Source organism: Pseudoclavibacter sp. VKM Ac-2867, assembly GCF_015351275.1.
GTDB lineage: Bacteria > Actinomycetota > Actinomycetes > Actinomycetales > Microbacteriaceae > Pseudoclavibacter.
In genome coordinates this window covers 1-14,342 of the sequence record NZ_JADKSL010000024.1, presented here as the reverse complement: position 1 = coordinate 14,342, position 14,342 = coordinate 1, and the positions used below count along the sequence as shown (strand labels likewise).

Sequence of the window (14,342 nt, the reverse complement as noted above, 5' to 3'; positions counted from 1 at the left end):
CGGCGTAGAATGGCGGGCATGCCTGAGCCAGAAATCGACATCAAGCCACGCAGTCGGGTCGTCACCGACGGCATCGAAGCCACCACGTCGCGCGGCATGCTCCGCGCCGTGGGCATGGGCGACGAGGACTGGGACAAGCCGCAGATCGGCATCGCGTCCTCGTGGAACGAGATCACCCCCTGCAACCTCTCCCTGAACCGCCTCGCGCAGGGCGCGAAGGAGGGTGTGCACTCCGGCGGCGGCTACCCGCTGCAGTTCGGTACCGTCTCCGTCTCCGACGGCATCTCGATGGGCCACGAGGGCATGCACTTCTCGCTCGTCTCGCGCGAGGTCATCGCCGACTCCGTCGAGACCGTCGTCATGGCCGAGCGCCTCGACGGCACGGTCCTGCTCGCGGGATGCGACAAGTCGATCCCCGGAATGCTCATGGCTTCCGCACGCCTCGACCTCTCGAGCGTCTTCCTCTACGCGGGGTCCATCGCGCCAGGCTGGGTGAAGCTCTCGGACGGCACCGAGAAGGACATCACGATCATCGACTCCTTCGAGGCGGTCGGAGCCACGAAGGCCGGCAAGATGTCCGAGTCCGACCTGAAGCGCATCGAATGCGCCTTCGCTCCGGGCGAGGGTGCCTGCGGTGGCATGTACACGGCCAACACGATGGCCTCCGTCGCCGAGGCCCTCGGCCTCAGCCTGCCGGGCTCGGCGGCTCCCGCATCGGCCGACCGCCGCCGGGACGCGTTCGCGCACCGTTCCGGCGAGGCCGTGGTCAACCTGCTCCGCCAGGGCATCACGACGGGCGACATCCTCACGAAGGAGGCCTTCGAGAACGCGATCGCGATCGCGATGGCACTCGGCGGATCGACCAACGTCGTGCTCCACCTCCTCGCGATCGCCCGCGAGGCGCAGGTCGACGTCACCCTGCACGACTTCAACCGCATCGGCGACAAGGTTCCCCACATCGCCGACATGAAGCCCTTCGGCAAGTACGTCATGAACGACGTCGACCGCCACGGCGGCATCCCTGTCGTCATGAAGGCGCTCCTCGACGAGGGCCTCATGCACGGCGACGCGCTCACCGTGACGGGCAAGACGCTCGCCGAGAACCTCCGCGACCTCAACCCCGACCCCGTCGACGGCGACGTCGTGCACACGATCAACAACCCAATCCACGCGACCGGCGGCATCACGGTGCTGCACGGCTCCCTCGCTCCCGAGGGCGCGGTCGTCAAGACGGCCGGCTTCGACGCCGACGTCTTCGAGGGCCCAGCGCGTGTCTTCGAGCGCGAGCGCGGCGCGATGGATGCGCTCACGAACGGCGAGATCGAAGCGGGCGACGTCATCGTCATCCGCTACGAGGGCCCGAAGGGCGGACCGGGCATGCGCGAGATGCTCGCCATCACGGCGGCCATCAAGGGCGCAGGTCTCGGCAAGGATGTACTACTCTTGACGGACGGACGATTCTCAGGCGGCACAACCGGCCTGTGCATCGGCCACATTGCACCGGAAGCGGTCGACCAAGGTCCTATCGCTTTCGTCCGCAGTGGAGATCTGATTCGGGTCGACATCGCGGCTCGCTCGATCGACCTACTCGTCGACGAAGCTGAGCTCGCCTCCCGCCGAGAAGGCTGGGAACCGCTCCCTCCGAAGTTCACGCGCGGCGTGCTTGCGAAATACTCGAAGCTCGTTCGCAGCGCGTCCGAGGGCGCGACCACGGGCTAGCCCTCGGGACTACGCCCTCATCGACCGCGCTCGACCCATCGAGTACGAAGAAGAACGGATCTCATGACGCAGGAAACTGCCGCCCGCATCGCCGCGGCGTCACCACCCTCCGCTGGGCACGAGCCCGAGATGCTGACCGGAGCCCAGGCTGTTGTCCGCACCCTCGAGAACCTCGGGGTCACGGACGTCTTCGGACTGCCAGGTGGCGCCATCATCGAGGTGTACGACCCACTCCTCGACAGCACCAAGCTCCGCCACATCCTGGTTCGCCACGAGCAGGGTGCCGGCCACGCCGCCGAGGGCTACGCCTCGGCGAGCGGCCGGACCGGCGTCTGCATCGCGACGAGCGGCCCAGGCGCCACGAACCTCGTCACCGCGATCGCCGATGCCTACATGGACTCGGTGCCGCTGCTCGCCATCACCGGCCAGGTGTTCTCGCACCTCATGGGAACGGACGCCTTCCAGGAGGCCGACATCATCGGCATCACCATGCCGGTGACGAAGCACAGCATCCTCGTCCGCACGCCGGAGGAGATCCCGGCGGCCATCGCCGCGGCGTACCACATCGCGTCGACCGGCCGCCCTGGCCCTGTGCTCGTCGACATCACGAAGGACGCGCAGCAGAAGAAGGCGCCGTACGTCTGGCCGGTGAAGCTCGACCTGCCCGGCTACCGCCCGGTCCTGAAGGCGCACGGCAAGCAGATCCTCGCCGCGGCGCAGCTCATCGCGCAGGCCAAGAAGCCCGTCTTCTACCTCGGCGGCGGCATCGTCCGCTCCGGTGCGTCCGCCGAAGTGCAGCGCCTCGTCGAGAAGACCGGTGCGCCGGCCGTCACGACGCTCATGGCCCGCGGCGCGTTCCCAGACTCGCACCCGCAGATGCTGGGCATGCCCGGCATGCACGGCACGGTGCCCGCCGTGCTCTCGCTGCAGGAAGCCGACCTGCTCATCACGATCGGTGCGCGCTTCGACGACCGAGTGACCGGCAAGTCGGCGCTCTTCGCGCCCAACGCGAAGGTCATCCACGTCGACATCGACCCCGCCGAGATCTCCAAGATCCGCACGGCCGACGTGCCGATCGTGGGCGACGCGCGCGAGGTCGCCATCGATCTCCTCGCCGCCGTCACCGACCACGCTCCCGCGGAGGCCTCGCGCCTCGAAGAGTGGTGGACCTACCTCAACGGCCTCAAGGCGGAGTTCCCGCTCGGGTTCACCGAGCCGAGCGACGGCCTCCTCTCGCCGCAGCGCATCATCCAGCGCATCAGCGAGCTCACCGGGCCCGAAGCGATCTACGCGGCGGGCGTCGGCCAGCACCAGATGTGGGCGGCGCAGTTCGTCAAGTACGAGCGCCCCAACGCGTGGCTCAACTCCGGCGGCGCCGGCACCATGGGCTACGCCATCCCAGCGGCGATGGGCGCCAAGGTCGCCGAACCGCACCGCACGGTGTGGGCGATCGACGGCGACGGATGCTTCCAGATGACCAACCAGGAACTCGCGACCTGCGCGATCAACGACATCCCCATTAAGGTCGCGATCATCAACAACTCGTCGCTCGGCATGGTGCGACAGTGGCAGACGCTCTTCTACGACGGACGCCACTCGAACACCGACCTCAACACGGGGCACGAGACGGTCCGCATCCCCGACTTCGTGAAGCTCGCCGACGCCTACGGGGCGCTCGGCATCCGCGTCACTAAGGAGGAGGAGATCGACGCCGCCATCAAGCTCGCACTCGAGACCAACGACCGCAGCGTCGTCATCGACTTCGTCGTGAGCGCCGACGCCATGGTGTGGCCGATGGTGCCGCAGGGCGTCTCGAACAGCTTCGTCCAGTACGCCAAGGAACACAGCCCGACCTTCGAGGGGGAGTAGAACATGTCGAAGCACGTACTTTCCCTCCTCGTCGAGGACAAGCCGGGCCTCCTGACACGCGTCGCCGGGCTGTTCGCCCGCCGAGGCTTCAACATCGAGTCGCTCGCCGTCGGCACGAGCGAGGTCGAGGGGCTCTCGCGCATCACGGTCGTCGTGGACGTCGAGGAGTTCCCGCTCGAGCAGGTGACCAAGCAGCTCAACAAGCTCATCAACGTCATCAAGATCGTCGAGCTCGAATACGACGCCTCCGTGCAGCGTGAGCACCTCCTCGTCAAGGTCAAGGTCGACGCGACGACGCGCTCGCAGGTCATCGAAGCCGTCAACCTGTTCCGAGCCCGCGTCGTCGACGTGGCCACGGACGCGCTTGTCATCGAGACCACGGGCGACACGGGCAAGGTGCAGGCATTCCTGCGCGTGCTCGAGCCGTACGGCATCCGCGAGATCGTCCAGTCGGGCCTCGTGGCCGTCGGGCGCGGCGCCAAATCCATGACCGAGCGGGTCGCGCGCTGACCCCGCGTCGCGCGCACCCGCTCAGCACCACCCAAACGCCAGAACGCCAACAATCAAGGAGCACACAAGTGGCTGAAATCCTGTATGACACCGACGCAGACCTGAGCATCATCCAGAGCAAGAAGGTAGCCATCGTCGGCTACGGCTCGCAGGGCCACGCCCACGCGCAGAACCTTCGCGACTCCGGCGTCGAGGTCAAGATCGGCCTGAAGGACGGCTCCAAGTCGGCCCCCAAGGCTCAGGAAGATGGCTTCGAGGTCCTCAACGTTGCGGATGCAGCCGAGTGGGCCGACGTCATCATGATCCTCGCCCCCGACCAGCACCAGCGCTCCATCTACACGGACAGCGTCAAGGACAAGCTCACCGAGGGCAAGACGCTCGCGTTCGCCCACGGCTTCAACATCCGCTTCGGCTACATCGACGCCCCCGAGGGCGTCGACGTGATCCTCGTCGCCCCGAAGGCCCCCGGCCACACGGTGCGTCGCGAGTTCGTCGCAGGCCGCGGCATCCCGGACATCATCGCCGTCGAGAACGACGCGTCCGGCACCGCCTGGGCGACCGCGCTCTCCTACGCCGCCGCCATCGGCGGAACCCGTGCAGGCGTCATCAAGACGACCTTCACGGAGGAGACCGAGACCGACCTCTTCGGCGAGCAGGCTGTGCTCTGCGGCGGCACGTCGCAGCTGATCCAGTACGGCTTCGAGACGCTCACCGAGGCCGGCTACCAGCCCGAGATCGCCTACTTCGAGGTGCTCCACGAGCTGAAGCTCATCGTCGACCTCATCTGGGAGGGCGGCATCGCCAAGCAGCGCTGGTCGGTCTCCGACACGGCGGAGTTCGGCGACTACGTCTCCGGCCCGCGCGTCATCGACCCGAGCGTCAAGGAGAACATGCAGGCCGTTCTCGCCGACATCCAGTCCGGCGCCTTCGCGAAGCGCTTCATCGACGACCAGGACAACGGCGGCGTCGAGTTCGCCGAATTCCGCAAGAAGGGCGAGTCGCACCCCATCGAGAAGACCGGCCAGGAGCTGCGCAAGCTCTTCGCCTGGAAGCAGACCGACAGCGACTACGTCGACGGACAGGTCGCGCGCTAAGCGTCACCAGCCGTTCGCAGTCCTGAACTGCACGGGGCCGGCCCAGAGCATCTGCTCGGGGCCGGCCCTTCTGCGTATGCCGGGGCCGCGTGTTACGGCGGCGCGGGCCGCTGGCGCGCCCCGCGATAGGATCGGTTCGGCCTGCGCCCGCAGACTCCCTGTCTCCACTGGAGGATTCTTCACGTGTCAAAGCCCGTCGTTCTGCTTGCCGAGCAGCTTTCCCCCGCAACCGTGGATGCGCTCGGTCCCGACTTCGAAGTCCGCCAGGTCGACGGTACCGACCGTCCCGCGCTCCTCGAGGCACTCGCCGAGGCCAACGCCATCCTGGTGCGCAGCGCGACCCAGGTCGACGCCGAGGCGATCGCCGCAGCCCCGAACCTGAAGATCATCGCGCGCGCCGGCGTCGGCCTCGACAACGTCGACACGCCAGCCGCCACGAAGGCCGGCGTCATGGTCGTCAACGCGCCCACCTCGAACATCACGTCGGCCGCGGAGCTCGCGGTCGGCCACATCATCTCGCTCGCTCGCCACATCCCGAACGCCAACGCGTCGATGAAGGCCGGCGACTGGAAGCGGTCGAAGTACACGGGTGTCGAGCTGTTCGAGAAGACCGTCGGCATCGTCGGCCTCGGCCGCATCGGCACGCTCGTCGTCGACCGCCTCAAGGGCTTCGGCGTGACGCTCGTCGCCTACGACCCCTACGTGACGCCGGCCCGCGCCTCGCAGCTGGGCGTGCAGCTCCTCAGCCTCGAAGAGCTCATGGCGCAGTCCGACTTCATCACCATCCACATCCCGCGCACCCCCGAGACGACGGGGCTCATCGGCGACGCGGAGTTCGCGCTCGCCAAGCCCGAGCTGCGCATCGTGAACTGCTCGCGCGGCGGCATCATCGACGAGAACGCGCTCCGCGACGCCCTCGAGTCGGGCAAGATCGCCGGCGCCGCCCTCGACGTGTTCGTCACCGAGCCGCCGTCGAACCGCGACCTCCTCGACCAGCCGAACCTGCAGCTCACGCCGCACCTGGGCGCATCCACCGACGAGGCCCAGGAGAAAGCCGGCGTCTCGGTTGCCCGCTCCGTGCGCCTGGCGCTCGCCGGCGAGCTCGTGCCTGACGCGGTGAATGTCGCCGGCGGCGTCATCGACGAGTACGTGCGCCCCGGCATCCCGCTCATGGAGAAGCTCGGCCAGTTCCTGCAGGGCCTCATCGGCGCCTCCCCGGTGGCGTTCGACATCGAGGTGCACGGCGAGCTCGCACGCTACGAGATCAAGGCGCTGCGTCTCGCCGCGCTCAAGGGCTTCTTCACGAACATGGTGACCGAGCAGGTCTCCTACGTGAACGCGCCGCTCCTCGCGGAGGAGCGCGGCCTCGAGGTCCGCATGAACGCGGATGAGGACAGCGACGAGTACCGCAACGTGCTCACGCTGCGCGCGACGCTCAGCGACGGCAAGACGGTCTCCGTCTCCGGCACCCTCACCGGCCCGAAGCAGATCGAGAAGCTCGTCGGCATCAACGGGTACAGCATCGAGGTGCCGCTCGCGAACCACCACCTCGTGATGGTCTACAGCGACCGTCCCGGCGTCGTCGCCGTCTACGGTGCCGCGCTCGGCGACGCCGGTGTGAACATCGCCGGCATGCAGATCGCGCGCGACGAAGAAGGCGGCCAGGCCCTGTCCGTGCTCACGATCGACGAGCCCGCCAGTGACGAGCTGCTCGCGAAGCTGCGCGACGCGATCGGCGCTTCAGAACTGCACGAGATCGACATCATCGAGAGCTAGCACTTCCGTCGGCGGCCTGCCGCCTCGGCGAACGCTGCCTGCGTCTTCACCCCCTGCGAGCTCTCGCGAGGGGTGAACACGCAGGCAGCGTTTTTGGTGAGTGGCCGTCGTCGCCAGCTTGCGGGATGGATGCGGGATGAATGCGAGCCGGTGGGGCCTGGCGGAGGTGCCGCGGTGCATCTGTCACGGAAGCTGGCCGACGTCCGGGCGGGTGGAGAGTCTCGAAGGGGCGTGGCGTCCGGCTCATGAGGTTGCCAACTTCCGGGTTGGTGGCGGCTCGCCGGCCCGGCCCGGCCCGGCCCGGCCCGGCGCGATCGCTGCCAGCCGATTGCCCCGCTGGCGCGCCGGCTGGAGGGCGACTCGCCGGGCAGCGATGGGGCTCGAGGGCGGGGCAGTGAGGCAGTGGGGCGGTGGGGCGTGAGGTCAGTGGCCGAGGTTGGCCTTGAGGAGCGAGATGGCCACGCCGACGAGGGCGAGGCCGATACCGGCAGCGAAGGTGCGGAAGGAGGGCTTCTCGCCGCGGATGCGCTGGATGGTGAAGCCCATGCCAGCGAGACGCACGATGATGACGACCTCGGCGATGGTCTGCGCCGTCTCGCCGTCGATGATCCCGAGGGCGGCGACCCCGAGGATGGCCGCGGGGATGGACGCGGCGGAGGCGATCGGGACCGCATCCCGAAGCTCGTGGAGGAACTTGAGGTGCGCTGTGCGCTCTGGGCGGTCGGCGGCGCGTGTCGAGTGGCCGACGGCGTCGGCGATGAGGTGCGCGAGGAGGGTCGTGCCGCCCGTCGCGAGGACCACGATTGCGCCCTCTCCCGGGTTCTCGCCAGCGTGCACGAGTCCGAGGAGCGTCGCGAGCACGATGATGTTGCCGTACACGTACGCCGTGAGGCGGCTCGCGGCGCGCTCCCGAGGCAGGTCGTCCTTGCGGCGCAGGATGGCGGTGGTCATGGGGACAGACGCTAGCCCAGCCGCGGCCTAAACTGGGAGAGCCGCGATCGCCGTCGGCAGGAAAGGACGCCTCGTGTCGGAACGTGCAGCGACTCAGAAGCTCGACATCGCCGTCATCCCGGGTGACGGTATCGGCCCGGAAGTGGTCACCCAGGCGCAGCGAGCCCTCCGCGCCGCCCTCCCGGAAGGCGTCGAGCTGAGCCTCACCGAGTATCCGTTCGGAGCGGGGCACTACCTCGAGACCGGCAAGATCATCTCGGAGGCGGAGCTGCACGCGCTCGCCCAGCACGACGGCATCCTGCTCGGCGCGGTCGGCGGGGACCCCGCCGACGAGCGCCTCGCGGGCGGCATCATCGAACGCGGTCTGCTGCTGAAGCTGCGCTTCGCGTTCGATCACTACATCAACCTGCGCCCTGGCGCGATCTCGCCCGGCGTGAAGACCCCGCTGAGCGACCCAGGCGAAGTCGACTTCGTCGTCGTCCGCGAGGGCACCGAGGGGCCATACGTCGGCAACGGCGGCGTGGTCCGTGCCGGGACGCCGCACGAGATCGCGACCGAGGTCTCCGTGAACACGGCCTACGGCGTGGAGCGCACCGTCCGCTACGCGTTCGAGAAGGCGCAGTCGCGCCCGCGCAAGCACCTGACGCTCGTGCACAAGAAGAACGTGCTCGTCAACGCCGGCGTGCTCTGGCAGCGCGTCGTCGACCGGGTCTCCGCGGACTACCCGGACGTTGCCGTCGAGTACCTGCACGTCGACGCTGCTACGATTTTCTTTGTCACGAACCCACAGCGATTCGACGTGATCGTCACCGATAACCTGTTCGGCGACATCGTGACCGACCTTGCCGCAGCCATCACCGGCGGCATCGGGCTGGCGGCCTCGGGGAACATCAATCCCGAAGGCGAGTTCCCCAGCATGTTCGAGCCCGTCCACGGCTCGGCTCCAGACATCGCGGGCCTCGGCAAAGCCGACCCGACGGCGGCGATCCTCTCCGTCGTTCTGCTGCTCGAGCACTTCGGACTCTCGGACGCAGCCGCATCCCTCGAGAGCGCCTGCCGCGCTGACCTCGCATCCCGAGGCGGAACGGCCAGGAGCACCTCCGAGATCGGCGACGCCATCATCTCCCGACTGACCGCGCAAGGAACCCACGCATGAGCGACACCAGCAGCACCCAGCCCGGCACGACGACGCAGGCCGCCGCGGCCGAGGGAGCCTCCCTCGAGTTCACGATCGAACGCAACCCGACTCCGGCTTCCGCCGAGGTCCGGGATGCGGTGCTCGCCGACCCCGGGTTCGGCAAGCACTTCACGGACCACATGGTGATCATCGACTGGACCCTCGCCGAGGGCTGGCACGATGCCAGAGTCGTGCCGTACGGGCCGCTGCAGGTCGACCCCTCATCCGCCGTCTTCCACTACGGCCAGGAGATCTTCGAGGGGCTCAAGGCCTACCGGCACGGCGGGGGAGACGTGTTCGCGTTCCGGCCGGAGCGCAACGCCCAGCGCCTGCAGAGCTCCGCACGGCGCCTCGCGCTGCCCGAGCTGCCCGAGGAGCTGTTCGTCGAGTCGGTGCGCCAGCTCGTGCAGATCGACGAGCAGTGGGTTCCGGCGGCCGGCGAGGGCAAGACCCTCTACCTGCGCCCCTTCATGATCGCGTTCGAGAACTTCCTCGGCGTGCGCGCGGCGCAGACGGTGCGCTACATGGTCATCGCCTGCCCAGCTGGCTCCTACTTCTCCGACCCCACGCGCCCCGTCGACATCTGGCTCTCGCAGGAGTACTCCCGCGCTGGCGCGGGTGGCACGGGAGCCGCGAAGTGCGGCGGCAACTACGCATCGTCGCTGCTTCCACAGGAGGAGGCGTACGCGAACGGCTGCGAGCAGGTGCTGTTCCTCGACGCGGCGGAGAACACGTACCTCGAGGAGCTCGGCGGCATGAACATCGTGCTCATCAAGTCGGACGGCACGATCCTCACCCCGCTGAGCGACTCCATCCTCCCCGGCATCACGCGGGACAGCGTCCTCGAGCTGTGCGAGCGTGCCGGTCGGAAGATCGAGCAGCGCCGCATCACGATCGACGAGTGGCGCGAGGGGGTCGCCGACGGCACGATCGTCGAGGCGTTCGCCTGCGGCACTGCGGCCGTCATCTCGCCGATCGGCAAGGTCAAGTCGCCCGACTTCACGATCGAGAACCCGGTCATCACACAGGATTCGGTGAGCATGCGCATCCGCGCCGAGCTCACGGGCATCCAGAACGGCGAACTGCCCGACCTCATGGGCTGGACGCAGCGCCTGGCCTGAGGGCTGGCGGACCGGAGTGACCGGACGGACGGCGGGCTGACACGTGGTCTACGGCTGGGCTGCCCGCAAGGGCGCTGAGTACCAGGAGCAGGCGATGGCCGCGCCGTCGAGGCGCGGCTTCGTGTTGCTCGCGGTGCTCGAGCTCGGCCTGGCTGCCCTGTTCGCCGGGTTCCTCACGGCCGGGCAGTTCTGGCTGGCGCCGGTGGTGCTCGTGGTCGCCGCCCTCGCGGGATGGGCGACCACGAGGTTCCTCGTGCACGTCTCGGCGTGGCTTCGGCGGGTCGTGGTGATCTCGGCGGTGCTCGGGATGCTCGCGCTCGGGGTGTTCGCGAGCCCGGTAGCCGGGATGGGGCTGCTGGCGCTGTTCGCGTACGCGGGAGGCTGGTTCCTGACGTTCGCGGTGGCGCCGTCGCGGGCGGTTCGCTGGCGTGCGGTGACGCGGGGTCGCCGCTAGCTCTTGTAGTGGAGCGCCATGTAGGAGCCGCGGAGCAGCTGCACCTCGAGGACAAGCTGCCGGAAGGTCCACGCGCGAGGGGGCCGGCAGGTGATGAGCGACATCGGTCCGTCTCGGAGCTCGAGCAGCTCGACGCCCTCGATCTTCAGCTCGGTGTCCGGGCGTGCCTTCGCGAGCAGCGCGCGCACGCCGTCCTCGTCCATGTCGGTGTCGCGGGGAGCGTCGAACTCGAACGTGAGCTCGTGGATGTCGACGAACAGCGAGTCGGTGTCGTCGAACTCGTCGCGCCGCCCGTCCTCGCGCTGCTCCTCGCGATACACGTAGCCGAGCACGTCGTCACCGGCTGGCATCGTGACGATGAGGCCGCGGCCTGGTTCGAGCTGCTGGCGCAGCGACCGGCAGACGTGGGCGAACGCGAGGTCCTCGACGTCGAGGACGTCGACGGTGATGTCGACGGCTCCGTCGTCGCCGAGCTCGACGCCGTTGGGGAGGGTGTACGTGTTCGCCATGCCGTCAGTCTCCCAGAACGGCGGGGTGCGGATGCGCGCGGCGCGTCACGCGCCGCCGGCGCGCAGTCGCCTGGCGGCCCCGGCGAGCCACAGCTGCACGCCCTCCGACATGATGCGCGGGTCGAGGCCGGAGATGGCGGCGATCTGGTCGAGGCGGTAGCGCACCGTGTTGCGGTGGGTGCCGAGCTCGTCGGCGACCTGCGCGATCTGGCCGGAGTTGGCGAAGTAGGCGTCGAGGGTCGCGAGCAGCATCGACCCGTGCTCGGCATCGTGGGCTTCGAGCGGCCCGAGTACTTCAGCGGCGAGCTCCAGCACGGGCACGTCGCGGCTCGCGAGCAACAGCGAGGAGATGGACAGGCGTGCCGAGGTAGCGACGTCGGTGTCCTTCGGCGCGTTGCGCAGCGCATCCCGGGCCTCGAAGTAGCTCCAGCGGAGGGCGAGGGACGCCGGGTAGAGGTCGCCGATGCCGACCCGAGCCGCGATGCCCGCCGAGCGGGCGAGGCCGATGAACGCCTCGGCCGCGTTCGGCATGCGAGTGCGCTCCGGCGCGATGATGAGGAGGCGGCCCTCGAAGACCGCGGACACCGATGACTGCAGTTCGGCGGGCAGCGGCAGCGCGGTGAGCTCCGCGGTGCGGCGCTCCTCGGTCTCGGCGACCAGCACGCGTGCCGCCTGCCCTGTGGTCACGCCGAGTGCAGTCAGTCGCCGCTCGGCGTCCTCGACCGTGAACTTCCCGCGGATGAGGTCGTGCAGCACGTGTCCAGAGGCGTCGCGCGCGGCGCGGACGCGACGCGTGTCCTGGATGAGCTGCAGGCTGAGCAGCGACCTCGCGTAGTTGACGAGTCCCTCGTTGACGCGGGGGTTCGTGATGTGGAGGGTCGCGCCTGCCGACTGGCCCGTGGAGATGGGGAGCGCATCCCACCCCGTCACCGTCTCGTCGTGCACGTCGAGGCTGCCGGCGAGCAGCTCGCCGAGGCGGGTCACGGCGACGTGCGAGGTCGTCAGCCTGGCGAGCCTCGCGGCGAGCCCCGTGATGCCGCCGTCGGAGAGCAGTGACGTCACCAGCTGCTGCTGCTGGCGGTGCTCGCTCTCGAGACGCGAGTGCTGCTCGTCGGTGCTCGCCTGCGTGACGACCTTGGTGAGCGCCGCGAACGGCGTCTCGTAGGCGACCTCGAAGAGCGGGAGCCCGGCCTGCTCGGCCGCCGAGATGAGCGCGGCCGGCACGGTGTCGTGCGTGAAGCCCGTCCCGACGCCGAGCGCGACCGTGTCCGCCTCGACCAGGGACTCCACGAACGAGCGGTACGCGCGCGTGCCCCGCAGGCGCATCCCGGTCGTGAGCACCAGCTGACCGCCCGTGAGGAACGGCTGCGGGTTGAGCAGCTCCGTCGTCGCCACCCACTCGATGCCGGCGCGCAGCGCCTGCGGCTCGCCCGTGTGCAGGGTGAGGCCCAGGGAGCGGTTCGCGAGGAGCGTGTCGACGGTGGCGAGCATGCCCCGATTCTAGACATGCCCTAGACGGATGCACAGAAGTGGTCAAGATGGTCGTGCGCGTGCCCATTCGTCTCGCGGTGCAGAACCGCGTAGCCTTCAAGCCATACCAAGAGGTCGAACCCCGAGGAAGGAAGCACCGTGACGGAGTTCCGCATTGCCCAGGAGCGCAAGCTCGAAGGCGCCATTCCAGGCCCCAAGTCGCAGGCCCTGACTGCGCGTCGTGAGGCGAGCGTCTCCGCATCGCTTGTCCCCGCAGTCCCCGTGTACGCGGCTGACGTCGACGGCGCCATCATCCGCGACGTCGACGGCAACCAGTTCGTCGACTTCGGTGCAGGCATCGCCGTCACGAACGTCGGCGCATCCCACCCCCGCGTCGTCGCGGCCGTGCAGGAAGCCGCAGCGCACTTCACGCACACCGCGTTCGGCATCACCCCGTACGAGGGCTACGTCGCCGTCGCCGAGAAGCTCATCGAGATCACGCCGGGCGACCACGCCAAGAAGGCCGTGCTCCTCAACTCCGGCGCGGAAGCCGTCGAGAACGCGGTCAAGATCGCCCGCCACTCGACCGGCCGCAACGCCGTCATCGCGTTCGACCACTCGTTCCACGGCCGCACGAACCTCACGATGGCCCTCACCGCGAAGAACATCCCGTACAAGGACGGCTTCGGCCCGTTCGCGCCGGAGGTCTACCGCGCGCCCATGAGCTACCCCTACCGTGACGGCCTCACGGGCGCCGAGGCGGCAGCGCGCACGATCGACGTCATCGAGAAGCAGGTCGGCGGCAAGAACGTCGCGGCTATCATCATCGAGCCCATCCAGGGTGAGGGCGGCTTCATCGTGCCCGCCGATGGCTTCCTCCCCGCGCTCGTCGAGTGGGCGAAGGCCAACGGCGTCGTCTTCATCGCCGACGAGGTCCAGGCCGGCATGTGCCGCACTGGCGCCTGGTTCGCGTCCGAGCACGAGGAGATCGTGCCCGACCTCGTCACGATCGCCAAGGGCGTCGCGGGCGGCATGCCGCTGTCGGCCGTCGTCGGCCGCGCCGAGATCATGGACAGCGTGCACGTCGGCGGACTCGGCGGCACCTACACGGGCAACCCGGTCGCCACGGCTGCCGCGCTCGCCACGATCAGCATCATGGAGGACGAGCAGCTCGCTGCCCGCGCCCTCGAGATCGAGACCATCGTGAAGACGCGCTTCGAGGCGCTCAGCGCCGAGCTCGGCGAGAACACCATCATCGGCGAGGTCCGCGGTCGCGGCGCCATGCTGGCGTTCGAGTTCGTCGAGGCCGGCACGGCGACGACCACGAAGAAGCCCCACCCGGCCGCCGTCAAGGCGATCGTCGCGGATGCGCTCGGCCAGGGCGTCGTGCTGCTCTCCTGCGGCACCTACGGCAACGTCGTGCGTCTCCTCCCGCCGCTCACCATCACGGACGAGCTGCTGAACGACGGCCTCGACGTACTCGAGGCGGCGATCCGCGCTCAGGCGTAGGACGCCCGCGCCCGTCCAGGGCGCGCATCAAGCCGCCGGGGGAGCCCCCGGCAACAGAATCTCGACGCCCCGGCACATTCCGCGCCGCCGGGGCGTCGAGGTATTTCCGGGCGCAGCTGCTCGCCGCGTGCCGCGGGCGCAGACGCCCAGGGCACAGACCCACACAACACAGACCTCGGGCAG

12 protein-coding genes are annotated in these 14,342 nt (G+C 69.0%); 9 read left to right on the top strand and 3 right to left on the bottom strand.

The genetic code is table 11. From position 1 onward, the window contains the following. Positions 1-18 precede the first annotated feature (18 nt). The 5 genes from ilvD to serA all read left to right on the top strand — a co-directional run bounded on the left by ilvD (position 19) and on the right by serA (position 6,968). The gene (gene ilvD, locus ITJ67_RS17500) at positions 19-1,719 is read left to right on the top strand and encodes a dihydroxy-acid dehydratase (RefSeq protein WP_160071503.1); all 1,701 of its coding nucleotides are present in this window, start codon (positions 19-21) and stop codon (positions 1,717-1,719) included. Between the two features lie 63 nt (positions 1,720-1,782). Then, positions 1,783-3,588: an acetolactate synthase large subunit gene (locus tag ITJ67_RS17495; protein ID WP_104240427.1), complete on the top strand. Its 1,806-nt coding sequence runs from the start codon at positions 1,783-1,785 to the stop codon at positions 3,586-3,588. A 3-nt stretch (positions 3,589-3,591) separates the two neighbouring features. Continuing rightward, positions 3,592-4,098 carry an acetolactate synthase small subunit gene (gene ilvN, locus ITJ67_RS17490; RefSeq protein WP_104240428.1) on the top strand — a complete coding sequence of 169 codons (507 nt, stop codon included), beginning with the start codon at positions 3,592-3,594 and terminating at the stop codon, positions 4,096-4,098. A 68-nt stretch (positions 4,099-4,166) separates the two neighbouring features. Further along, positions 4,167-5,192, top strand: a complete 1,026-nt coding sequence (ilvC, locus tag ITJ67_RS17485) for a ketol-acid reductoisomerase (RefSeq protein ID WP_160071504.1) — start codon at positions 4,167-4,169, stop codon at positions 5,190-5,192. A 183-nt stretch (positions 5,193-5,375) separates the two neighbouring features. Continuing rightward, on the top strand, positions 5,376-6,968 hold the full coding sequence (gene serA, locus ITJ67_RS17480) for a phosphoglycerate dehydrogenase (RefSeq protein WP_104298334.1): 1,593 nt from the start codon (positions 5,376-5,378) through the stop codon (positions 6,966-6,968). Between the two features lie 423 nt (positions 6,969-7,391). Here the strand turns inward: serA and ITJ67_RS17475 are convergent, their stop codons facing one another. Beyond that, positions 7,392-7,919: a hypothetical protein gene (locus ITJ67_RS17475; RefSeq protein WP_194678497.1), complete on the bottom strand. Its 528-nt coding sequence runs from the start codon at positions 7,917-7,919 to the stop codon at positions 7,392-7,394. Between the two features lie 73 nt (positions 7,920-7,992). Between ITJ67_RS17475 and ITJ67_RS17470 the strand changes: the two genes are divergently transcribed. The 3 genes from ITJ67_RS17470 to ITJ67_RS17460 are packed head-to-tail and all read left to right on the top strand — an operon-like array spanning position 7,993 to position 10,671. Beyond that, a complete protein-coding gene (locus ITJ67_RS17470; RefSeq protein WP_194678496.1) occupies positions 7,993-9,075 on the top strand; it encodes a 3-isopropylmalate dehydrogenase in 1,083 nt (360 codons plus the stop codon). Next, positions 9,072-10,217: a branched-chain amino acid aminotransferase gene (locus ITJ67_RS17465; RefSeq protein WP_194678495.1), complete on the top strand. Its 1,146-nt coding sequence runs from the start codon at positions 9,072-9,074 to the stop codon at positions 10,215-10,217. Before ITJ67_RS17470 ends, ITJ67_RS17465 begins: the two co-directional genes overlap by 4 nt. 43 nt (positions 10,218-10,260) lie before the next feature. Continuing rightward, the gene (locus ITJ67_RS17460; RefSeq protein WP_160071467.1) at positions 10,261-10,671 is read left to right on the top strand and encodes a hypothetical protein; all 411 of its coding nucleotides are present in this window, start codon (positions 10,261-10,263) and stop codon (positions 10,669-10,671) included. Here the strand turns inward: ITJ67_RS17460 and ITJ67_RS17455 are convergent. Beyond that, positions 10,668-11,180: a hypothetical protein gene (locus ITJ67_RS17455; RefSeq protein ID WP_194678494.1), complete on the bottom strand. Its 513-nt coding sequence runs from the start codon at positions 11,178-11,180 to the stop codon at positions 10,668-10,670. The two genes, ITJ67_RS17460 and ITJ67_RS17455, sit on opposite strands and share 4 nt — an antisense overlap. Before the next feature lie 45 nt (positions 11,181-11,225). Continuing rightward, positions 11,226-12,671, bottom strand: a complete 1,446-nt coding sequence (locus tag ITJ67_RS17450; RefSeq protein ID WP_194678493.1) for a PucR family transcriptional regulator — start codon at positions 12,669-12,671, stop codon at positions 11,226-11,228. 138 nt (positions 12,672-12,809) lie between these two features. Here ITJ67_RS17450 and gabT point away from each other — a divergent pair, with 138 nt between their 5' ends. Next, the gene (gene gabT, locus ITJ67_RS17445; protein WP_104240446.1) at positions 12,810-14,159 is read left to right on the top strand and encodes a 4-aminobutyrate--2-oxoglutarate transaminase; all 1,350 of its coding nucleotides are present in this window, start codon (positions 12,810-12,812) and stop codon (positions 14,157-14,159) included. Positions 14,160-14,342 lie beyond the last annotated feature (183 nt).